Origin of the sequence: Streptomyces sp. NRRL WC-3626 (genome assembly GCF_000718785.1) — a bacterium.
GTDB classification, from domain to species: domain Bacteria; phylum Actinomycetota; class Actinomycetes; order Streptomycetales; family Streptomycetaceae; genus Streptomyces; species Streptomyces edwardsiae.
In genome coordinates, this window is the sequence record NZ_JOCA01000019.1 from 89,535 (window position 1) to 111,637 (window position 22,103).

Annotated in this window: 11 protein-coding genes and 1 pseudogene; 2 read left to right on the forward strand and 10 right to left on the reverse strand. The window is 70.0% G+C overall.

The window, feature by feature from the left end; translation table 11 throughout:
* Positions 1-77 precede the first annotated feature (77 nt).
* From IF28_RS0125900 to IF28_RS38090, 6 genes are all read right to left on the reverse strand, one after another.
* Entirely contained in the window at positions 78-2,375 is a 2,298-nt protein-coding gene (locus tag IF28_RS0125900; protein WP_030224845.1) for a HelD family protein, read from the reverse strand.
* Positions 2,376-2,526: 151 nt separating this feature from the next.
* Positions 2,527-3,288, reverse strand: a complete 762-nt coding sequence (locus IF28_RS0125905; protein WP_063829353.1) for an anti-sigma factor family protein — start codon at positions 3,286-3,288, stop codon at positions 2,527-2,529.
* 65 nt (positions 3,289-3,353) lie between these two features.
* Positions 3,354-3,938, reverse strand: coding sequence for a sigma-70 family RNA polymerase sigma factor (locus IF28_RS0125910; protein ID WP_078621421.1), 585 nt, complete (start codon positions 3,936-3,938; stop codon positions 3,354-3,356).
* 278 nt (positions 3,939-4,216) lie between these two features.
* Entirely contained in the window at positions 4,217-4,801 is a 585-nt protein-coding gene (locus tag IF28_RS0125915; protein ID WP_030224847.1) for a CGNR zinc finger domain-containing protein, read from the reverse strand.
* Between the two features lie 139 nt (positions 4,802-4,940).
* Complete coding sequence (locus IF28_RS0125920; protein WP_030224849.1) at positions 4,941-6,095, reverse strand: uroporphyrinogen-III synthase; 1,155 nt, start codon at positions 6,093-6,095, stop codon at positions 4,941-4,943.
* Between the two features lie 218 nt (positions 6,096-6,313).
* Positions 6,314-6,472 (reverse strand): Arc family DNA-binding protein, encoded by a 159-nt coding sequence (locus IF28_RS38090; protein WP_030224851.1) that lies wholly within the window; start codon positions 6,470-6,472, stop codon positions 6,314-6,316.
* Positions 6,473-6,522: 50 nt separating this feature from the next.
* On the opposite strand from IF28_RS38090, the pseudogene IF28_RS36535 reads away from it, so the two are divergent.
* A pseudogene (locus tag IF28_RS36535) lies at positions 6,523-7,806 on the forward strand (RNA-guided endonuclease InsQ/TnpB family protein).
* On the opposite strand, the gene IF28_RS0125935 reads toward IF28_RS36535, so the two are convergent.
* The 4 genes from IF28_RS0125935 to IF28_RS0125950 form a co-directional block, all read right to left on the reverse strand.
* Complete coding sequence (locus IF28_RS0125935; RefSeq protein WP_030224852.1) at positions 7,791-9,137, reverse strand: nitrate/nitrite transporter; 1,347 nt, start codon at positions 9,135-9,137, stop codon at positions 7,791-7,793. The pseudogene IF28_RS36535 and the gene IF28_RS0125935 sit on opposite strands and share 16 nt — an antisense overlap.
* A 155-nt stretch (positions 9,138-9,292) precedes the next feature.
* Positions 9,293-10,135, reverse strand: a complete 843-nt coding sequence (locus IF28_RS0125940) for a hypothetical protein (RefSeq protein WP_030224855.1) — start codon at positions 10,133-10,135, stop codon at positions 9,293-9,295.
* A 125-nt stretch (positions 10,136-10,260) separates the two neighbouring features.
* The gene (locus IF28_RS0125945) at positions 10,261-10,854 is read right to left on the reverse strand and encodes a hypothetical protein (protein WP_158713715.1); all 594 of its coding nucleotides are present in this window, start codon (positions 10,852-10,854) and stop codon (positions 10,261-10,263) included.
* Between the two features lie 13 nt (positions 10,855-10,867).
* On the reverse strand, positions 10,868-18,037 hold the full coding sequence (locus IF28_RS0125950) for a polymorphic toxin-type HINT domain-containing protein (protein ID WP_234325342.1): 7,170 nt from the start codon (positions 18,035-18,037) through the stop codon (positions 10,868-10,870).
* Between the two features lie 531 nt (positions 18,038-18,568).
* Between IF28_RS0125950 and IF28_RS0125955 the strand changes: the two genes are divergently transcribed.
* A complete protein-coding gene (locus IF28_RS0125955; protein WP_030224858.1) occupies positions 18,569-22,054 on the forward strand; it encodes a DNRLRE domain-containing protein in 3,486 nt (1,161 codons plus the stop codon).
* The last annotated feature ends 49 nt before the right edge of the window (positions 22,055-22,103 follow it).

Genomic DNA, 22,103 nt, shown 5'->3' on the forward strand with positions numbered 1-22,103 from the left:
GCCGGTGCCACGTCCAGGCTAACAAACGGATCCCGTAAGACCATTCCCCCGGCGCACGTGCTTTTTCACCGTGCCCTTCAGTCCCTCAGCAGATCCGGCACTCCGTCCGGGTCCGGCTCGTCCCGCTCCGCCGAGACCACCGTCAGCTGCTGTGTGGCGCGGGTCAGGGCGACGTACAGGACCCGCAGGCCGGCCGGGGACTCGTCGGCGATCTCGGCGGGTGACACGACGATCGTGGCGTCGTACTCGAGGCCCTTGGCCTCCAGGCTGCCGAGCGCCATCACCCGGTCGCCGAGCCCGTCGAGCCAGCGCCGGGCCTCCTCGCGGCGCTGCATGGCGACGACCACGCCGACGGTGCCGTCCACGCGCTCCAGCAGCCGGGCCGCCTCCGCGCGCACGGTCTCGCCCAGCGGGCCGGCCGCGACGGCGAAGCGCGGTTCGACGCCCGTGGAGCGCACCGCCTTCGGCGACACGGACCCCGGCATGGCGAGGGCGAGGACCTTCGACGCCAGTTCGGCGATCTCCGCGGGGTTGCGGTAGTTCACGGTGAGCTCGAAGCGGCGGCGCGGGCGGCTGCCGAGGGCCTCGTCGCGGGCCTGGGCGGCCTCGTCGGGGTCGGACCAGGAGGACTGGGCCGGGTCGCCGACGACCGTCCAGGTGGCGTGCCGGCCGCGGCGGCCGACCATGCGCCACTGCATCGGGGTGAGGTCCTGCGCCTCGTCGACGATGACGTGCGCGTACTCGACGCGTTCCTGGGCGAGCCGCTCGGCGCGCTCGCGCTGGGTCTCCTCGCGCACCGGCATCAGCTCCTCCAGCCCGGTGAGCTGGTCCAGCGGGTCGAGGTCGCGCTTCCTGCGGGGGCGGGCGGGGGCGCCGACGATCGCCTGGAGCTCGTCGAGCATGGCGATGTCGTGCACGGAGCGGCCGCCGCGTTTCAGCGCCCGGGCGACCTTGCGGACCTCGCCCGGGTTGAGGATCCGCCGGGCCCAGCGGCCGAGGCGCCGCTCGTCGGCCATGGCGTCCAGCACGGCGGCCGGGGTGAGCTCGGGCCACCAGGCGTCGAGGAAGGCGATGAAGTCGTCCTCGGTGGTGATGTCCTCGTCGAAGGAGGCGCGCAGTTCGGCGGCGAGCTCCGGGTCGGTGTGCCGGTTCCCGGCGCCGGAGCGCTGCCACAGGGCGTCGAGGAGCAGCTTGCGGGCGCGCGGGCGCAGCAGGTTGACGGGGGCGGTGCCGCCGAGGGCGGTACGGCGGATGTCCGCCAGCTCACCGGCCTCCAGCTCCAGCCGCCGGCCGAAGGCGACGACACGCAGCCGCTGCGGCGAGTCGTGCGGCTCGAGCGCTCCGCGCGCGGCCTTCCGCAGCACCTTCAGCATGCGGTACGAGCCCTTGGCACGGGCCACCGACGGGGAGTCGTACAGGGTGGCCTCGGCGCCGTCGACCAGCGAGCCGATGGCGCGGATGGCGACCTGGCCCTCCTCGCCGAGGGAGGGCAGCACGCCCTCGGTGTAGGCGACGAGGAGCGGGGTGGGCGAGACGATGAGGATGCCGCCCGCGTACCGGCGGCGGTCCTGGTAGAGGAGGTAGGCGGCGCGGTGCAGGGCGACGGCGGTCTTGCCGGTGCCGGGGCCGCCCTCGACGTAGGTCACGGAGGCGGCGGGGGCGCGGATCACCAGGTCCTGCTCGGCCTGGATGGACGCGACGATGTCCCGCATGGTGTGCGTACGGGCCTGGCCCAGCGCGGCCATCAGGGCGCCGTCGCCGATCACGGGCAGCTCGCGGCCGTCGAGGGACGCGGTCAGCTCGGGGCGCATCAGGTCGTCCTCGACGCTCTGGACGCGGCGGCCCTTGGAGCGGATGACCCGGCGGCGCACGACCCGGCCGGGGTCGACGGGGGTGGAGCGGTAGAACGGCGCGGCGGCCGGCGCCCGCCAGTCGATGACCAGCGGGGCGTAGTCCTCGTCCAGGACGCCGATCCGGCCGATGTGCAGGGTCTCGGCGATGTCCGCGGTGTTGTCGGGCCGTACGGCGCCCTCGGCGGGCTCCACGGCGGTGTACGCGCCGTCGGGGCCCTTCCTGCCGTCCTTGCCGGGCAGCAGGTCGATCCGGCCGAAGAGGAAGTCCTCGTACTCGTTGTTCAGCCGGTTGAGGTGGATGCCGGCCCGGAAGACCTGGGCGTCCCGCTCGGCGAGCGCGCCGGGCGTGCCGACATGGCCGCGCCGGGCGGCGTCGCGCATGAGGAACTCGGCCTCGTGGATCTTCTCCTCGAGGCGCCGGTACACCCGGTCGAGGTGTTCCTGTTCGACTCGGATCTCCCGGTCGCGAACGGAGTCGTGAACCGGATCGACCGCGGTTCCCTGTTGAGCCTGAGCGGCCACCGGGCCCCCTTCTGACGTGCTGGGCAGCCGTCAACCGTACGCGAAGGGGAGGCCTGTCGGCTACGGGCCCACCGGTGAGCGGGGCCCGGCACGCACCGGACCCCGCTCACCGGTGCCGGTCGGAGCGGGGCGACGTCCTGCGGGCCGGCCCCTACGCGTCGATCTCGACCAGCAGCTCGCCGTCGAAGGTCATCACCTGGAAGTGGTCGATCTCGTTCGGCTGGAAGGCCGCGCCGCCCTGTACGTACAGCGGCTGCTTGGCCTTGTCGGACTTGGCCTCCGGGATGCCGTAGCCCTCGCCGGGGACCGACCAGGAGGTGATGGTCTCCCGCTCGCCGTTCTTGCCGACGGCGACGAGGGAGCACTTCTGCTCGCCCTTGACGTTCTTCAGCTCGAGGGTGGTGCCGGTGCCCCAGAGCTTCTTCTCCATCGCCACGGTCGCGGTCACCTGGGTGGCCGGGTCCGTCGCCATGATCTTCTCGGTGCTCTTGTCGAAGGCGTCCTTCGCCGGGTTGGCGGCCAGCGTACGGTTGGTACCGCTCCCACCTCCGCCCTCGTCGCTCCCGCCGCTGGCCGCGACGGCGACGAACGGGCCGCTGATGATCAGCGCGCCGGCGGCGGCCACCATGTAGAAGTTGCGGCGGCGCTTGCGCGCGCGGCGCTCGGCCACCTCGTCGACCAGCTTCTCCACCACGCGCGGGGCGGGCCTGGCGGACAGCGACTCGCCCAGCGCGGGCGTCCCGGTGCCGGGCAGGTCCGCGAGCGCGGCCAGCATCGGCTCCATCCCGGCGAGCTCGTCGAGCTGCTGGGCGCACCACTCGCAGGTCGCGAGGTGGGCCTCGAAAGCGGTTGCTTCGGCGTCGTCGAGGATGCCGAGGGCGTAGGCGCCGACGGTCTCGTGTTCGTTCGGCACCGGTGATCCCTGCATGGGACCAGTCATACCCGTACCGCCCTCTCCGTATCCCCCGTAGACCTTCGTCACGCCGTCACCCCCCGCTCCTCCAGTGCCAGCTTCATCGAACGCAGGGCGTAGAACACCCGGGAGCGGACGGTGCCGCTGGGTATGCCGAGTGTCTGGGCCGCCTCATTGACGGTACGTCCCTTGAAGTACGTCTCGACGAGTACCTCCCGGTGCGCCGGGGTCAGGTCGTCGAGTGCGTCAGACAGCGTCATCAGCCACAGCGCCTTGTCGATCTCGTCCTCCGCGGGGATGACCTCCAGCGGCGACGGATCGACCTCCTGCGGCCGGGCCTGCCGGCTGCGGTGGCCGTCGATGACGATGCGCCGGGCGACCGTCACCAGCCAGGGGCGTACCGAACCGGTCGCCCGATTGAGCTGACCGGCGTTCTTCCAGGCACGGATGAGCGTTTCCTGAACAACGTCCTCGGCGCGCTGCCGGTCCCCGGCGACCAGCCTGAGGACATAGGCGAGCAAAGGTCCGGCGTGCTCCCGGTACAGGGCACGCATCAACTCCTCGTCAGGTTCCTTGGGCTGTGAGGACATGCGATGTCGGGCCCTCGCTCCACGTTCATTGGCCACGGCCGCATCCTTGCGCACGCCCACCTCCGGTGTCCGGGGGATCCCCCAGTCGGTCGCTCGACAACCGGTACGGAAGCGGGGTGTTGGGTGTTCAAAGCGAGGTGACAGTTTTCTGTGGGGTGACATGACGACCGGGACATGAACCCACAATTCCACCGTTGCTTCTTTACATTTCCGACACATCGACGCCCCTGTGACGGTGATCACAGCGCGATCGGGCCGAACTTCCGTGTAACCGAGATCACTTCGGCGATTTCTCGTGGGCGGCGTACAGAAGCCGCATACGGGGCAGTGGAGTTCGTCTACGCGCGTGCGAGTGCCGCGCGCCTGCGGTGACGGGCCACGCGCTCCCGGTTGCCGCAGACCTCGCTGGAGCACCAGCGGCGCCTGCGCCCGCGGGAGGTGTCGACGTACACGATCGGGCAGTTGTCGCCCTCGCACTGGCGCAGGCTCGCCCGCGCGACGGGATCGGTCAGCAGGTCGACGGCGTCCCGCGCGACGGCCGCGAGCAGCGCGGCCCGGCCGGGCGGGCCGTCGAGCCGGCGTACCAGGACCCCGTCCTCGCCGGGTACCGCGCGGGGCACCGGCGGTGCGGCGCGGGCGAGTTCGTTGACGCGCGCGAGCGGGCGGTCGTACGACGCCGGCCTTCCGCGCACCAACGGGGCGAGCTGTCCGCGCAGTTCGCGGAAGGCCGCCGGCCAGGAGGCGTCGACGTGGGCCAGCGGGGTGTCCGCCGGGACGAGTCCGCAGCCCGCGATCCAGACGCGCAGCACCTCCGCGGAGCCGAGCCGTTCCACGGGATGGGAGGTCGCGAGCAGATCCAGGCAGATCCGCCCGGTGTCGAACCGCAGCTCGTAGGAGCCCGCCGTGACCGTACCCAGTGCCATGTTCCTGCCACCGCCTAGGTTGGCCCCGCGCCCGGGGCCGGTGAGCGATCCGGGAAACCGTTCCCTCCCACAGTGCCTGCCCGTTCCGGCCGCCGTAACCCCTCCGGCCCGTGAGTGGACGTCCACGGGCCGGGAACGCTCACCCGTCCGCGTACTTCGACTCCGCCGACGGGTCCAGGGCGAGGCGGTAGCCGCGTTTGACGACCGTCTGGATCAGTTTCGGGGTGCCCAGGGCGGAGCGCAGCCGGGCCATGGCGGTCTCCACCGCGTGTTCGTCGCGGCCCGCGCCCGGAAGGACGCGCAGCAGCTCCGCGCGGGAGACGACCCAGCCGGGCCGCCGCGACAGCGCCCGCAGCAGCGACATCCCGGCGGGCGGTACGGGTTTGAGCGCGCCGTCCACCAGGACCGCGTGCCCCCGGATCTCCACCCGGTGCCCGGCGACGGGAAACGCGCGGGCCCGCGCGGGCAGTTCCCGGCACAGCACCTGCACCAGCGGGCCGAGCCGGAACCGCTCGGGCTGCACCGTGTCGATGCCGCGGGACTGCAGCGGCAGGGCGGTGACCGGTCCGACGCAGGCGGACAGCACGTCGTGGCCGAGCGCGGCGAGCAGTCCGTCGAGCAGTCCGCGTTCCTCCGCGCGGGACAGCAGGGACGCGGCGGCGGGCGCGCTGGTGAACGTGACGGCGTCCAGGGTGCGGGCGACGGCCGCGTCGATCAGACGGTCGACCGGGCCGAGGTCCTCCGGCGGCAGCCACCGGTACACCGGCACCCCCACCACCTCCGCGCCCGCGTCCCTGAGCGCCTCCACGAACCCGGGCAGCGGTTCCCCGTGCAGCTGTACGGCGATCCGCAGCCCGTCGACGCCCTCCTCGAGGAGCCGGTCGAGCACCTCGGCCAGCGACTCCGACGCCGGCGACCACTCCTCGGTCAGCCCGGCGGCCCGGATCGCGCCCTTCACCTTGGGCCCGCGCGCCAGGATCCGCACCCCGCGCAGCCGCGCCAGCAGATCCTCGCCGAGCCCCCAGCCGTCGGCGGCCTCCACCCAGCCCCGGAACCCGATGGCGGTGGTGGCGACCGCGATGTCCGGGGCCTGCCCGATGAGGTCCTTGGTGGCGGCCAGCAGTTCGCTGTCGTCGGCGAGCGGCACGATCCGCAGGGCAGGGGCGTGCAGCACGGCGGCTCCGCGCCGCTCAAGCAGCGCGCCCAGCTCGTCGGCCCGGCGCGCGGCGGTCACGCCCACGGTGAACCCGGCGAGGGGTCCGTGGTCGGATGGCTGCTCTTGTTCGTCGTACATGGCTCTCTCGTCCCGGATCGAGTCGGTGTACTGCAGGGGGTGCGTGAGGTCGCGGCTCCGCCGTCACGCCGATCGAGCCTGTCAACGCTCCATGACAGGCTCGGTTCGGCTTCATGTCACCAGTGTTACGTCACCGGGTTCCTCCGAGGATGCCCCGGCCTTCAGGCCGGGGAGGAATCGGACCCCTGCGGAGCAGGGCAGGAATAGCCGAATCGCCGTCAGGGCGATTCGGCGTCTGCCACGGCGGCGTCGCGCTCGACCTCCAGCCGGTAGACGATCTCGGAGTTGAGGGATCTGCGGGCGGACCTGGCCTGAGTGACCAGCCACGCGTGCAGGTCTGCGGGCAGACGGAGGGTGATGCGCTTCTCTTCATCCATGACCCCAGGGTAGTGGGCCTCGAGTGGCTGACCAGTGGTAGAGTGACACCATGACGACACGATGTGAGGGTTCGGAGGGTGCCGGGCACGCCCGGTACACCTACCGGCTCCGGGTGTCGTCGACCGCCCGCTCCGGCCTGGAGGCCGAGTGGGCGCGCTGCCGCTGGGTGTGGAACGAATGCGTGGCCGTGTCCCGCAAGGTCCACGCCGCGAACCGGGACGCCGCCGAGAGGGTGACGTGCGGTCCGGCGCAGCTCGACAAGATGCTGACCGAGGCCCGCAACGCCATGGGATGGCTGCGCGAAGGCGCGTCGGTGCCGCAGCAGCAGACCATCCGCGAATTCGCCAAGTCCCGCGCCAAGGCCATGAAGGACATCAAGGCGAAGCTGCCGCACCGGCAGCGCGCCGGTATGCCCCGCATCAAGCGCAAGTGGGACGCGCTGCCCACCATGAACTACACACAGCGCGGGTTCCGGCTGAAGGACGGCCGACTCCACGTCGCGGGCGGGATCGTCCTGACGGTCGTCTGGTCCCGCGGCCTCCCGGCCGCCCCCTCCTCGGTGCGCGTGTACCAGGACAGCCTGGGCCACTGGTACGCGTCGTTCGTCGTCGCCACCGAGCTCCAGCCTCTCCCCGCCACGGGCGCCGTGCTCGGCGTGGACTGGGGCGTCAAAGAGACCGCCACCACCACATCCGACGCCCACGACCTCTCCCCCGCACAGCACGGCAAGCGCGCGGCGCAGCGACTCGCCCGCTACCAGCGGATGATGGCCCGCCGCCGCCCCGCGCGCGGCCAGGCCGCATCCAACGGCTACCGCCAAGCCCGGCGGTAGACCGCGAAGCTGCACAAGAAGACCGCCCGGCAGCGGCAGGACACCGCCCGCAAGTGGGCCAAGTCCGTAGTCCGTGACCACGACGCGATCGCCGTCGAGGACTTCCGGCCGAAGTTCCTCGCGAAGACCACCATGGCCCGCAAAGCCGCCGACGCGGCGATCGGCGCCACCAAAACGGCCCTGATCGAGATGGGCCGCAAGCACGGGCGGGACATCCGCCTCGTCAATCCCGCGCACACCACCATGGACTGCGCGTCGTGCGGAGCGAGAACCAAGCACGCGCTACCTCTTTCGGAACGTACCTACACCTGCACCGCCTGCGGAGTGGTGTCCCCCAGGGACAAGAACTCCGCCCGCGTGATGCTGGTCCGGGCTGGTCTCAACCCGACTGGTGCTGATCGTGTAAGAGCCGGAGGACCGCTGCTCCCCGGCCAACGTGAGCCAGGAATCCCCGCCCTTCAGGGCGGGGAGGACGTCAATTCCCGTCATACGTCGGCGTAGCTGAGCTGCGGCTTCTTCTCCAAGGCCTGGTTCATGTCCACCGGCCGGCGCAGATACACCGCCCACGTGACCGCGAAGCAGACCGCGTAGCAGGCGAGGAAGGCGACGAACGCGCCGGTGCCGGAGCCGTAGGAGAGGAAGGACTGACGGAAGGCGAGATTGATGCCGACGCCGCCGAGCGCCCCCACCGCGCCGATCAGTCCCATGGCCGCCCCGGACAGCCGCCGCCCGTACGCCGCCGCCTCCTCCCCCACCAGCCCCCTCGCCAGCGCCTTCGCCTGGAAGATGCCCGGGATCATCTTGTACGTCGACCCGTTGCCCAGGCCGGTCAGCACGAACAGCACCACGAACGCGACGGTGAACAGCGCCAGCGACTCCCGCACGGAGCCGACGATCAGCACGGAGGTCGCCGCGCCCATGGCGACGAAGTTCCACAGCGTGATCCGCGAGCCGCCGTACCGGTCGGCGAGCCACCCGCCCACCGGACGGATCAGCGAGCCGAGCAGTGGCCCGATGAAGGTGACGTACGCGGCCTCGAGCGGTGTGCGGTCGAACTGGCTCTGCAGCACCTGCCCGAACGCGAAGCTGTAGCCGATGAACGAGCCGAAGGTGCCGATGTAGAGGAAGGACATGATCCAGGTGTGCGCTTCCCTGGCGGCGTCCTTGGCGGCACCGGTGTCGTTCTTCACCGAGGCCAGGTTGTCCATGTACCGCGCGGCGAGCACGGCGGCGACGACGATCAGCGGGATGTAGACCCCGAGCAGCACGCGCGGTCCGCCGCTCGCGCCGATGATCGCGAGGGCGGCGAGCTGGATCACCGGGACGCCGATGTTGCCGCCGCCGGCGTTCAGTCCCAGCGCCCAGCCTTTCTTCCTGAGCGGGAAGAAGGCGTTGATGTTGGTCATGGAGGAGGCGAAGTTGCCGCCGCCGACACCGGCCAGCAGACCGACGAGGAGGAAGGTGGAGAAGGACGTCCCCGGTTCCATCACGGCGAACGCGGCGACGGTGGGCACGAGCAGCAGCGCCGCGCTGATCACCGTCCAGTTCCGCCCGCCGAAGAGGGCGACGGCGAAGGTGTACGGCACCCGGACCACGGCGCCGACCAGGGTGACCATCGACGTCAGCAGGAACTTGTCGGCGGGGGTGAGCCCGTACTCGGGGCCCATGAAGAGGACGAGCACGGACCACATGGTCCAGACGGAGAACCCGATGTGCTCGGACAGCACGGAGAAGAGGAGATTGCGCCGGGCGGTCTTCTCCCCGGTCGCGTTCCAGAAGACCTCGTCCTCCGGATCCCACTGCTGAATCCAACGGCCGCTGCGGACTGTCATCAGGCCTCCACTGCTCTCCGGGGGCGCGGGCGGTGCCGCGAGGGGCTGATCCCGAAGGTAGGGAGGGAGCGTTTCGGCGCTGTGGCAGCCGGTGACCGGCAGGGAACGTTGCTCTCACCTCGGGCAGGGCCGGGATGAGAGCTGCCCCGGACCCCTCAGCGCTGCGGGGGCTGCCAGTGGGGGTTCTGCTGGGGGTAGGGGGGCTGGGGGTATTGCGGCTGGGGCTGGGCATAGGGGCCAGGGGCCTGCGGCTGGGCGTACGGCATCGGAGGCTGGGGCTGCGGCTGGGCGTACGGCATCGGGGGCTGCTGGCCGTACGGCGCGGGGGCCGCCGGGGCGGGCATCCCCGGGCCCTGAGCCCCGTACGGGCCTGCCCCGAAGGGGTTGCCGTGCTGTCCCGGCATCTGCCCGCCCGGAGGCAGATAGCGCACCCGCCCCGTCTCGTCCGCCACCGGGGCGAACCCGGCCGCCTGCAGCCGTGCGGCGAACTTGGCGTTCCGCTTACGGGTGACGACGAGGCCGATACCGAAGACGGCCATCAGCACCAGCCAGATGACGGCCGAGATGACGAAGTCGTCGGACGTGCCCCCGAGCCGGTAGGCGAGGACGACACAGCCGATGGAGACACCGAGGGCGCCGTACCCCATCCGCTTCTCGGCGCTCTTTCCGGTGAGGTCGAAGTTGATGCGGGCCTTGAGCAGTTCGAACGCGTCCGGCACGAGCGGCGGCAGCGACACGCCGTCGTGGGCGTTCGGATACTGCGCCCAGTTCTGCGCGGCGCGGGCGCGGGCCTGCGGACTGTGATCGGGCACGATCAGCATCTTCAGCTGGCTGTTGTTCCCGCCGCCCTGCCGTACGTCCGCGTACTCGTACCCGAACTGCTGCGCTGTGAAAGCGAGTCGGGCGAGCTTCTTCACGGAAGCCATCGCACTGGTGAGCTCGACCGGCTCCCCGCTCGCCATCAGTCGCAGCATCTTCCGCGTCTGCCGCTTGCTCATCCGCCCACGCCCCCTGGCCACTCTGTTCACTTCCGCAACAGCGGAAGTGTGTCACGCCCACCTACTTGGAACCAGAGCAGCTTCCGACCCCCTCAGCAACCCGTCCCCGAGTGATCGTCGGTATTTCAGCTCTCGTCCTGCTCGGCAAGCCAGGCCAGCGTGTCCTCGTCCTCGGCGGCTGTGCGGTACGGCTTCCCGACGTTCAACCGGGCAACATCCCGGAGAGACCGCACTCGCCGAGGGTGGGGGAGGACGGCGGTCCCGATGCTGTCCTGCCACACCGTGCCCTGCACAAAGACCGAACCATCGAGGGCGGACATGACGAACGCGGGCCGGCCATATCGGCTCCCGGTGACACCGACCGCGCAGCCCGCACCCATGATGTCCCAGTCATCCAGCAACTCGACAAGCCCCCAGACCCCCTCGACATCCGTATCGTCGACCGCCCCGGGGGACGGCACGCTGATGGAGAGCAGGAACTGACGATCGGCGGAGAACAGACCAAACTGCGCGCCCAGTTCGAACCAGTCGGCGTTTGCCTTCGAAACCCCGGCAGGGTCATCGATCGCGACGGTTCGATCCCGGCGGCCTTCGTCGGGATGACGGGACGTGACCATGCCGGCGACGTAAGGCGGAATTCCCGTTCCGCGCCTGAATCCCAGAAATCTGAGGCCACAATCCTTCATCGCTTGCGCCAGGGAATCAGCATTCGCGGACATCCGCCACCTCACCTCAGGGGCAATTCGTAATATTCATGAGCTTACCATAGAAATGCCCCGCACCCTTGACATTCCCCTTCGGGCCCACCCATTTGAATTGCCCCTCCTTCTCAAGAATTCGATAATCATGATTATTGGGATCCGGCGCGTAGATCTTGGCACCTTCCCACCAGACATTTCTTCTGTTGTTCTCGCGATTTTCGAAGTGATCCAATGTGCCATCAGGATTCCTGCGCTGCTGCAGCGTTCCATCTTGAATCTGCTGCAGCCCTCGCAGAATGATATTCGGCGTTACCGGTTCATTCCCGGCATTGTGAACCAGGACCGGCGTTTCCCCCGCCAGCACGTAGTACGTATGCAGGTTTTCGATCGTGAGGTTGTAAGTGCGGGCGTGCCTGGTGAAAGCGCGATTTCCGGTGACGATCACGGTGTCGCCGGTGTCCGTGCGCAGGGTCATGCCCGCGACGAGTCCGCCGGCATCGATCCAGTCGTGTTCGGACGGAGACCAGAAGGGGTGCTCGTACGTCGCGGTGAGCTTCTCGATACCCTCCGCTGTGGCGATCGACAACTCGTTGAAGTGCTTGTCGTCCTCGGTGACGATGAGACGGGTGACCCTGCGGGGCCCGGTCTCGCCGGTCTCGGGGTCGGTGGCCAGGACCTCGTCCCCGAGTTCCACATCCTCGATATCCCTGGTGGTCCCGTCGGCCATGAGTACATCCGTCCCGGCCAGGAAACATCTGAAGCAGCTTATTCCCTTCAAACGCTTTCCGGTGGCCGCGGCCGCCGAGGAGCCCCTTCCTCCGGTGACCAGGGCACCGATAAATGCCTCGACCAGCTTGCCGCGCTCGAAAGCCTTGGCGTCCGCCACGCAGTCGTTGAAGTTCGAGACGCAGTAGTTGGCGGCGATGCGCTTGGCCTCCGCCACGTCGTCGTGGCGCAGCAGGTACTTGTACGCCTGGCGGCAGGCCTCCCGGCCGAAGCACGCGTTGCCCGGTCCGTCGTTCTCATAGACGGGCGTCACCCAGTAGTCGGTTTCGGGTGAGTCACCGTTCGGACTGTTCATCAGGAAGTGCTTGAGCAGTTCGTCGATATCGTTGGTCCGGGGCGTCTGGCTGGCGATCCATACGGTCGGGTCTTCCCAGCCGTCACTACCGTGCGGCGTCCCCCGCACCGAACCGTCGGAGTTCAGGCCGCCGTTCGGGTCGCCCTGGGTGCCGCCGTCGGGGCGGGTCCAGCCCTTGCCGTCGTTGCAGCTGTCGCACCAGAGGCCGCTCGGGTCGCCGTGGCTGACCGGGCTGTTGCCGCTGTAGGCGTAGCCGTTCATCTGCAGCGGGTCGGCGATGTCGATGACCGGGTCCGCCGAGAGGAAGCGGCCGGAGTCCTGGTCGTACTCGCGGGCGCCGATGTGGGTCAGGCCGGTGGCCGTGTCGTCGATGCCGACGCCCAGGTAGCCGCGCTTGTTCGGCCAGACCGGCGGCTTGGCCCCGCGGGTCTCGCCGTAGGGCTTGAAGGCCCGGCGGGTGACGGCCTGGCCGCTCGACAGGGAGACCGCCGTGTTCGCCGTGCCGAGGTGGTCGGTGAGCAGCACGCTGAGCTGGTGACCCGTCGTGGCGCCGTTGCTTGCCGTGCGGGTCACGGAGGGTGCGCCGGACTGTCCATAGGTGCGGGAAGCCCGAACGACCGCCCCGGCGGCGTCGGTCGTCACCTCGGTCTCACCCAGGTAGAGCGTCGAGCCCGACGGGGAGTTCTCCAGGACGCGGTTTCCGCCGGTGTCGTAGACGTAGGTCGTCTTCTTGCCGTCGTCGGTGATCGTGTCGAGCTTGTTCTCCTGCGTCCAGGTGAGGTTCTGCGTGGTGGCGGGCAGATCGCGGGCCTCGGTGTTGCCCACCGCGTCGTACGTGTAGCTGCTGCCCCGGCCGGCCGGGGCGGAGCTGATCCATTTCATGGTGTGCGGCTGGGGTGTGCCGTAGCCGTACGTGAGGGAGACGTTCTTCGTGGCGTCCGCCGGGTCGTGCTCGGTCATGGCGGCGCGGTTGCCGAGCCAGTCGAAGGTGAAGGACTGGCGGTAGGCGGTGGCTCCCGTGGAGACCGTGGCGGCGTCGGGGGCGGTGGCCGACCGGGTGGAGGCCAGCGCGGTGTCCGGGCTCGACACGTCCGTCGCCGCGTCGGGGGCGTCGGCCACCGGGCCGGACGAGGCCATGTAGTCCGTGCGGGGGCCCCAGGTCGCGCCGTTCGACGCCTTGCAGCCGTCGTCGGAGCCGGTCGGGGTGATGTTCGACGTCCAGGCGTTGAGCAGCTCGCCCATCACGTCGTAGGTGAAGCACTGGGTGTCCCACGACGAGCCCGAGGCGTCCGTCAGTTGGCGCGCGTGGGAGGTGATGGTGCCGGACTTGTCGTACGAGTAGTAGCCGTCGGCGATGCGGTGCGGGCCGGAGGTCTCGCGGTCGGCGACCGTGCGCTGGAGCCGGCCGGTGTGCGGGTCGACGAAGTTCGTCGTCCACACCCGGTACGGCTGGGCTCCGGACACCGTGCGCAGGGCCTCGCCGTAGGGCGAGTAGGTGACGTCGGACGTGTACCAGGCCGCGCCCGCCGTCGACTCGGGGAGGCCGTCGGCGTTGTAGCGGGTGACGACCTTCTCCTGCGCCAGTCCGCCCACCGCGGGCAGCGTGACCGACTGGACCTGTCCCGTGACGGGTGTGTAGGTGTACGCGTAGGCGTACGTTCCGGCGACGCCCGTCGTCAGCGAGCTGGGCGGGATCACCGTCTCCGTGCCGGTGGGCCGGTACTCGGTGTCGTAGCCGGTGACGCGCTCGACGTAGTCCCCGTTCAGGGTGCGCCGGATCGAGGCGACCGGCTGCCCGAGCGCCCCGGGCAGGCTGTCGTACGTGAACTCCTTGACCGGGACGGCCGTCGCGGAGCCCTCACGGACGAACTCCACCCGGCCCAATTCGTCGTACTCGGTGTACGTCGTCCTGGACTTGGCGTCCGTCACCTTCTGAGGCCGGTCGGCCTCGTCGTACCACGTCTTCGTCTCGCCCGTGTCGGGGTCGTTGGTGGAGATCACCCGTCCCCGTGCGTCGTACGAGTACGTCCAGGCGTTCCCTGCCGGGTCGGTGACCTTGGTGCGGTAGCCGCGTGCGTCGTACTCGTACGACGTGACGCGCCCCTCGCTGGTGCTCCCGTCGTCCTTGTAGTGGCGGATGGAGGTGACCCGGCCGAGGGCGTCGGTGAAGGTGCGGGTCCGCGGGACCGTGGACCCGGCGGGGTCGACGTACGTGCTGGTGTCGCTGTAGTAGGTGTAGGTCGCGTAGGCGAAGTCGCCGTCGTGGTACGTCGACTCGCGCTGCTTGCGCTCCAGGCCGTCGTAGCGGTGTTTGATCCAGCTCGGGATCAGGGTCCGCGATCTGGGCGCGAAGAGCTCGGCCGCCGGATCGCCCTTCGCGAGGTACCCGCTGGTCTGCTCGTCGACCAGGCCGTGGTCGTTGTAGGTGGTGTCGGTGACGACGCGGCCGGGGCCGTGGGCTTCGGACTGCGTCTGCACGGGACGCATCAGACCGTCGTAGATCGCCACCTGACGGCTGTACGTGCCGTCGTCCTTGAGGCTCCTGGTGGTGACCGCGGCGGGGCGGGTCGTCTCGGACGTGGCGATCGCCGCCTGGTACGAGATCTCGACGTCGGGCGACCTGCCGCCGGAGGAGCGGGACGGCGACCAGCCCTTGACCAGGCGTCCGAGGGCGTCGTACTCGTTGCGTGTGACCCGGCCGTTGGCGTCGGTGACCGTCAGCGCGAGGCTGCGGCCGGGGTCGAAGGTCGTCGTGACGGCATGGCCCTTGGCGTTGATCACCTTGGTGGCGGTGACCGGTCCGCCGGCGTCCGCGGGGGTGTACTGCGTCTCGGTCGTGCCCACGCCCGGGCTGGTGACCGTGCGGACACGGCCCAGCGGGTCGTACGTCGTGCCGGTGACGACCGAGTACGAGGTTCCGGCACCGTCGACACCGGCCTGGGAGGTGAGCAGGCCCTTGGTCGGGGTCGCGCCGTACGACAGGTTGTCGTAGCTGTTGCGGACCGCCTTGACGAGCTTGGTCGCCGGGTCCGCGGTGTCGTACCCCGCGCACGAGGTGCCCGTGGCCCGCTGCTCCTTCGTCAGACCGATCAGCCATGCCGTGGTGTTGTGCACATACGACGTCCTGGTGCAGCTCTGGTCGGACAGTGTCTCGCCGGATCCGTTCGGCTTGACCACGGACGTCTCCACCTGGACCGGAAGGCCGTAGGTGTCGTCGACGGTCGTCAGGGTCCGAACCGCCCGCCAGCTCGTGTCGACGGTCTGGATCTCGTCCGACCGTTTGACGCCGGTGCGGTGGGCGAGCAGCGGGGAGAGAGCGGTGCCGTTCTCCGCCTCACGGGCGCGGGATGCGGTCTGCCTCGACCAGGGGAAGCTCAGGGCACGCTTCTGCACCCGCTTGTCGGAGTCCAGGTAGGTGATGCTCTCCGCCGTCATGCCCGCGTACTGCGGTGCGTCGTCGGTGATCAGCGTGTACGTGCCGGTGGAGTCCTTGACCTCCCCGCCCGTGCCCTGGAAGTACCGGGTCTCGGAGTACGACTGCCCCTGCGGCTCGCCCGACTGGGAGGTGGTCTTGCTCCCCTTGGTGACCGCGACCTGGCGGTAGCCCCGCCAGGCGCTGAACGTCCGCAGGGACGGCCGGGTGAACTCGTCGTCGCTCTTGGCCCAGGCGGGGCCGGTGTACTTGTACGTCGTGTGGATGGGTCTGCCGTGCGAGGTGACCTTGTCCGTCTGGGTGACGGAGTGGACGACGTACTTGTTGAACCATGACTTCGCCGGCGTCTTCTCGTCACCGTCCGGCGACCAGCGGACCGGGTAGCAGGTGCCGTTGTCCTTGCCCTTGTCCTCGGCCGGCTCGCCGGCGCAGCCGCCCTTGTACTCGACCTCGATGTCGCCGCCGTGCTCCGTCGCCACCGTGCCGATGCGGGGCCGGGTGAAGGCGGGACGCTGGTCGTTGGCGCCGCTCGGCACCAGGTTCGGAAGCTGGCGGTCCTTCAGTCGCGTCCGCAGCGGCGAGGTGGAGCCGACCGAGTACTCGGCGAAGCTGACGCCGTCCTTGTGCTGGAGGGTGCCGGTGGTGTCACCGGGGGCGAAGCCCCGGCGGGTGACCGAGTTCAGCCACAGGCCGGGGGCCGTGTCGTACCAGTCCTCCGGGAAGGACTGGTGGAGCTGGTAGGTGTCGACCTTGCCCAGGCCGGTCTGGCCGGCGCGGGCGGCCTTCGTCGTCACCGTGTCCAGACGCATCTGGGTCCAGAACGACGGGAAGGCCGGGCACAGTTCCGACGTCGACTTGCAGTTCAGGTTGCCGGGGGTGTCCCACCAGGGCCGGTAGGCGCCGGGGTCGTCGGTCTTGGCGAAGTTCGCGGAGTCACAGGCCGTCTCCGACTTCAGGCAGCGCTGCTTCGCGCCGAACTCGACCGTCGCGGAGGGTTTGGTGAGGTCGGCGGAGCGCATGCCGTACTCGATGGTGGCCGGGTAGGCGGCACGCTCGTACTGCTCGGGGGAGGTGAACTTCTTCCTGACCGCGTAGTGGTTCGTCTCCTGCTTCCAGTTGACGACCATCACGTTGCCGTGCACGTCGACGACCTTGTCGAGTCCCCAGCGCCAGGCCTGCTGCCGCCCGGCCCCGCAGCGGGAGTCGGCGAAGGCGGTGGCGTGGCAGGGTTCCCCGGGGTGGTTGCCGAAGACGGGCACGGTGGACACGGAGTCGGAGTCGGCGTGACCACCGCCGACCTCGTTGAGGCCGAAGTAGTACTTGGTGCCGTCCGTGGTCGTGACGATCCAGTACTCGCCGTTGTCGTCGCCGTTGGTCCCGCCGGTCCTGCGCTCGACGCGGGTGCCGTCGTCGGTCTGGGCCCGGTAGACCTCGGTGTCGGTCTCCGGATCGCTGCCCGCGGGAGCGTCCCGCACCAGCTCGACGTTCCTGCCTCCCAGGGACATCACCGCGTTGTACGACACCCAGCACAGGTCGGACGTCTTGTCCTTCTTGGCCGTGTTGTTGGGGGTGCCGGCGTCCAGGGTCTTGCGGTCGTCCTGGCAGGAGCGGTAGCGGCGCTCGATGTAGCCGGGGTCGTAGTCCCAGCCCTCGCCGATCCAGGAGGACTGGGGTGAGGAGACCGCGACGCGGCCGTCCACCGACTGGGAGTTGTAACTGAAGGTGATCTGCGGAGCCGGGCCTGCCGGTGCGGCGGGAACCGTCAGCGGGTACGACCAGGTGAACGCCCCCGAGGAGCCGCCGGCCTGCCAGGATCCGCTGGAGGCCAGGGGTGTGGCCTTGAAGGTCCCTCCCGCGCCTCCGCCGGAATCGACCGCGCCGACGACGGCCGTGTCCCCGCCCGCCGCGACCCGCGTGGCCGAGGTCCGGTAGGCGGCCCGGGCGACGGAGGGGCCGGTGGTTCCTGGGTCCTTCGCCACGGCCGGTGTGACCGTGCCGTCGGCCGCCGTGTCGACCGTCGCCGTGATCGACTGGGTCCTGGTGTCGTTGGTCGTCTCCAGTTCCTCGTACGTCCGGCAGGCCTCGTCCTCCGGGGTGACGAGGTAGCACTCCGGGAACTGGACGAAGCGCAGCCGAGAGGCCCAGTCCGCTCCGTAGAGGTTCTTGAACTTCGCGTAGTCGAGCTCGACCGAGACGGGCACGGAGCCGGTCGCCGGGGCCTGGATCGTGATGAGCGCGCCGTCGACCCCCTGGGCGACGGCCGAGGTCCGGGCGGCGACGGAGACCTGCCAGGTACCCGTGGGCTCCGGCTGGTCGGCGGCCTGCCCGAGGCTGACGGGAAGGTCTTCGACAGGGGTGAGACCGGCCTGCCGGGCGGTGGTGCCCGCGCGCAGGGTGGCCTGGTCCGCGGACGCGGCGGAGCCGAAGCTGACCAGCCCCGAGTCGGCGGCCGGAGCCGTCGCCGTGCCGGCCGGAGCCTGTTCGAGGTCTGCGGGGACGTCGACCTTCAGGGACTCCAGGTCCCGCTCGAAGGCCTCGCCCGTGAGCGGTTTGTCCTGGTCGAGCGCCTCGAGCTCCAGCGTTTCGCGGCCCTTCTCGGCCGCGGACGGATCGGGCGGCAGGGCCAGCGACTGCGCGGGCAGGAGACCTACCAGGAGGGCCGCCCCGAGGGCGGGCACCACGGCCATGCGCACACGGCGTGTGCGGCCACGACGGACAGACGAGTAACGACCGAACACGACGAGGTCCCCCGGACCAGTGAGGCGGGACCAGGTTCGGACCACGCGTGATGACGCATCAGATGAGCTGATTTTGTGCAGCGGCTGTGAAGTTCCGCCAGATCGACTCTGCGGATGTGATCACCATCACGGTACGTAACGATTCATAACCTTGCGTAACGCACAGTTCTCACCTATCCGGGGTAACGCCAGCACCCATATTTCACTGATATAGCACGCGATTCATCGGATTCCGTCCCACATACCCATCGGTGCCGGGAACCTTTGTCCGGCTTGCGACTGAATTGACGTCAACGGCCGTGCGGCACACGGCAGTTCCCGGGAAACGGCATCCACCGGAGGTACGGCCCCGGCGCTCGTTCCGCTCATCCCGCGCGCTCGGCGCGAAGCGTGACGCCGGCGCGCTCATGGGTCATCATCGGCTCGCCCGGCCGCGCCTGACTGCGCGCCGGCTCCAAGGGGGGAAGGGGAACTCGCCCGATGAGGCGCACAGAGCGCACCCGGCGCCGGGGCCTGCCCGGAAATCGGACCACCGCCGTCGTCCTGACGGCGGCTCTCGCCGCCACCGGCATCACCTTCGCCGGCCTCGGCCTGGACCGCTCCGATTCACGCGGGGACCCCCACCGCGACAGGAGCGCGAAGCCGGTGACCGAGGCGGCCGCCGCGTCGCGGGCGCGGGAGACCGGCGAGCTCGTCGAGGTCACCGCATCGCGTACGGCGCGCTCCACCACGTGGGCGCGGCCCGACGGACTCATGGTCAAGCACCTGCACTCCTCACCGGTCCGGGCCAAAGCGGGCGGGGAGTGGAAGGACATCGACTACGACCTCCACCGCACCGAGGACGGCTGGGAGCCGAAGGCGACCAACGCGCGCATGGTGTTCTCGGCCGGCTCCGAGGAGGGGTCGCCGACGCGGAAGGAACAGCGCGCGTCGCGCGCGACCGTCCGCCGCGCCTCCCTGCTCACCGGAGTCCGGGCCGCTGCGGACGAGACCGCGAACCCGCTCGTCACCCTGACCGTCGACGGCTACGACATCCAGCTCACCTGGCCGGGCGCCGTCCCGGCCCCCGTCATCGACGGTTCACGGGCCCTGTACCCGGAGATCTTCCCGGGCGCCGATCTGGTGCTCACGGCCGACGACGAGGGCTTCGCCCAGCTGCTCGTCCTGAAGAACCGGCAGGCGGCGGCCGACCCCCGCGCCCAGCGGCTGTCGTACGGAATCACCTCACCGGACCTGACCTTCCGGCTGGACCCGGTCACGGGGGTCCTGTCCGCCGAGAACGTCTACTCCCAGGAGATCGCGGTCTCGCCGACGCCACTGATGTGGGACAGCAGCGGAGCCCCGGCCGTGACGGACGGAGAGGTCGGCGCCACCGCGCAGCCCACCGCCTCGGAGACCCCCGGCCCCAGCGAGCCGGCCACCGACGAGCCGAGCGACAGCCCCGGTCCCACCGAGGAGCTGATCGAGACCGACGAGCAGGCCGACACCAATCCGGAGACCCTGCCCACGGCCAGCGACGGACCCGTGCCGAGCGTGTCGGAATCACCGCTGCCGTCCGTCCCGGCCGAGCCGACCCCGGCGCCGTCCCCGACCGGCCCGGCGGCGACGCTCGGCCTGGCCGGCCTGGACGGGCCCTCGCCCGACTCCCGCGGTGAGCTGGTCGAGGCCGACCTGTCCGGGGCGAACTGGATCATCTCCCCCGATCTCTCCTTCCTCGACGACCCGGCGACCACCTATCCGGTGTTCGTCGACCCGTCGGTGAAGAAGCACACCCAGAACTGGACCACCGCCTACAGCCGCCACCCCAACGCCACGTTCTACAACGGCAAGGGGTTCAACAAGGGCGGTACGCACGAGGCGCGCGTCGGATTCGAGTCGGACACCTGGGGCACCTCGCGCTCCTACTTCAACATCGCCTTCGACAAGGACCTCAAGGGCACGAAGATCACCAGTGCGAAGCTGCGGATGCTGGAGACGTACTCCTGGTCGTGCAGCGCCCGTTCGATGAGCGTGCACCTCACCGGCGCGGTCAACGGGCACACCAACTGGAAGAACGCCCCCAAGCTGACCGACGGCAACAAGTTCGCCACCAAGAGCTTCGCGCACGGCTACAAGTCCGGCTGCCGGGACGCCTACGAGACCTTCGACGTGAGAAAGGCCGCGCAGCAGCGCGCCGACCAGGGCAAGGACATGATCACGTTCGGGCTGCGCGCCCGCGACGAGGACTCGCAGTACGCGTGGAAGAAGTTCCGGGCCAACGGCGATCACGCACCTGTCCTGGAGCTCGTCTACAACCGCAAACCGACCATCGACTCCAAGTCCCTCGACCTCGGCCCCGACGCCAAGTGCACCACCACCGAGCCGTACGTCCGCATGGGCTCGGGCAGCCTGACCTTCACCGCACGGGGCTCCGACAAGGACAAGAACCTCGACTACCTGGACTTCGACCTGTGGCCCACCGGCAAGTGGGACACCACGGGCGACCTGCTCGGCTCCACCGGCAAGGTCTCCGTCGGCGGGGACAAGGACACCGCACTGCGCACCACCAGCGGATTCTCGACCGGCAAGCTCACCCACGGCACGCTCTACTCCTGGCGGGTGCGCGCGGTCGACGACGCCAACTCCACCTCCGCTTGGACCCCGTCCAAGACTCCCTGCCGCTTCGTCCTCGACACCGCCGCGCCCAAACCGCCCAAGGTCAGCTCCACCGACTTCCCCAACGCCGACGGCAGTGAGAACGGCTTCGGCAACGACGCCGAGGACGCCAACTGGTCCACCAAGAAGTTCGGCACACCCGGCTCGTTCACCGTGCGCGCACTGGACACGGACGTCGTCCGCTACGAGTACGGCTTCAACTCGGCGAACTACCCGTTCTCCGTCAGCCGCACCTCCGGAACGGCCACGAGCGTCAGCGCGACACTCGCGAACGCGAAGCCGCCGACCGCCGGACCCAACGTGCTGTACGTACGCGTCGTCGACGGCGCGGGCAATGTCTCCCAGGCGACGAAGTACTTCTTCTACGTCACACCGCGCGACCAGGCCGACGCCCCCGGCGACTTCACCGGCGACAAGCTGCCGGACCTGATGGTGGTCAGCGAGGGCGGCAATCTGGTGCTGTACCCCTCCCAGGCCACCAACGACCTGGCCAAGGGCTCGGGCGACCTGGACTACTCCATGTCCGGCGCCTACCGCTCCAACCCCGCCAAGGACCCGGGCGGCGACGACCTGCCCCCGTACATCGCCGCACCCTCCGGCCACTTCAAGGGCGCCCTGATCACCCACAACGGCGACATCTACGGCGGTGACGGCCTCCAGGACCTGGTCGTCCGCGTCGGCGGCAAGCTGTGGGTCTACCCCGGTGACGGCTACGGCGCGGTCAACATCGACCGCCGGGTGGAACTGCTTCTCCCGTCCAACGCGCCCGACCCCGCCGCCCTCACCCAGATCGTCTCGGCGGGCGACGCCACAGGCGACGGCCGCACGGACTTCTTCGCCACCGTGGGCGAGGAGATCTGGGCCCTCACCGGCTACCACGGCGCCACCATCGACAAGGCGATCCGTCTGTCCTCCACACCGTGGGCCGAACGGGACATCGTCACCGTGGCGGACATCAGCGGCGACGGGGTCACGGACCTGGTCTACCGCACCGACGTCTCGGGCCGGCTCCTCTTCCGCAAGGGCATCAAGGCCGCAGGCGGTGGAACCGACCTGACCTCCCTGGCCTCCGCCGCGAACTCCGCCGACGGCGTCGACGCCGTCTACGGCGCCTCCGGCTGGGGCAGCTCCAGCATCTACCTGCTCATCGGCACGCCGGACGCCAACGGCGACGCGATCCCCGACATCTGGACCGTGCGCACCGACGGAACCGTACGGTTCTACGCGGGCGGCAGGACCGTCCTGTCCGGATCCGGCACGGAGATCATCGGGACGGCCTCCTACTGGAAGACACGTATCGCCATCGGCTGAGCACAACGGGTGAGGGCCACCGAAGTGTTCTTCGGCGGCCGTCACCCGT

Excerpts from the sequence above, each read along its gene's own strand:
- IF28_RS0125955 (WP_030224858.1), top strand. The coding sequence starts at position 18,569 with ATGAGGCGCACAGAGCGCACCCGGCGCCGGGGCCTGCCCGGAAATCGG.
- IF28_RS0125920 (WP_030224849.1), bottom strand. The coding sequence starts at position 6,095 with ATGTACGACGAACAAGAGCAGCCATCCGACCACGGACCCCTCGCCGGG.
- IF28_RS0125950 (WP_234325342.1), bottom strand. The coding sequence starts at position 18,037 with ATGGCCGTGGTGCCCGCCCTCGGGGCGGCCCTCCTGGTAGGTCTCCTG.
- IF28_RS38090 (WP_030224851.1), bottom strand. The coding sequence starts at position 6,472 with ATGGATGAAGAGAAGCGCATCACCCTCCGTCTGCCCGCAGACCTGCAC.
- IF28_RS0125940 (WP_030224855.1), bottom strand. The coding sequence starts at position 10,135 with ATGAGCAAGCGGCAGACGCGGAAGATGCTGCGACTGATGGCGAGCGGG.
- IF28_RS0125915 (WP_030224847.1), bottom strand. The coding sequence starts at position 4,801 with ATGGCACTGGGTACGGTCACGGCGGGCTCCTACGAGCTGCGGTTCGAC.
- IF28_RS0125945 (WP_158713715.1), bottom strand. The coding sequence starts at position 10,854 with ATGTCCGCGAATGCTGATTCCCTGGCGCAAGCGATGAAGGATTGTGGC.
- IF28_RS0125935 (WP_030224852.1), bottom strand. The coding sequence starts at position 9,137 with ATGACAGTCCGCAGCGGCCGTTGGATTCAGCAGTGGGATCCGGAGGAC.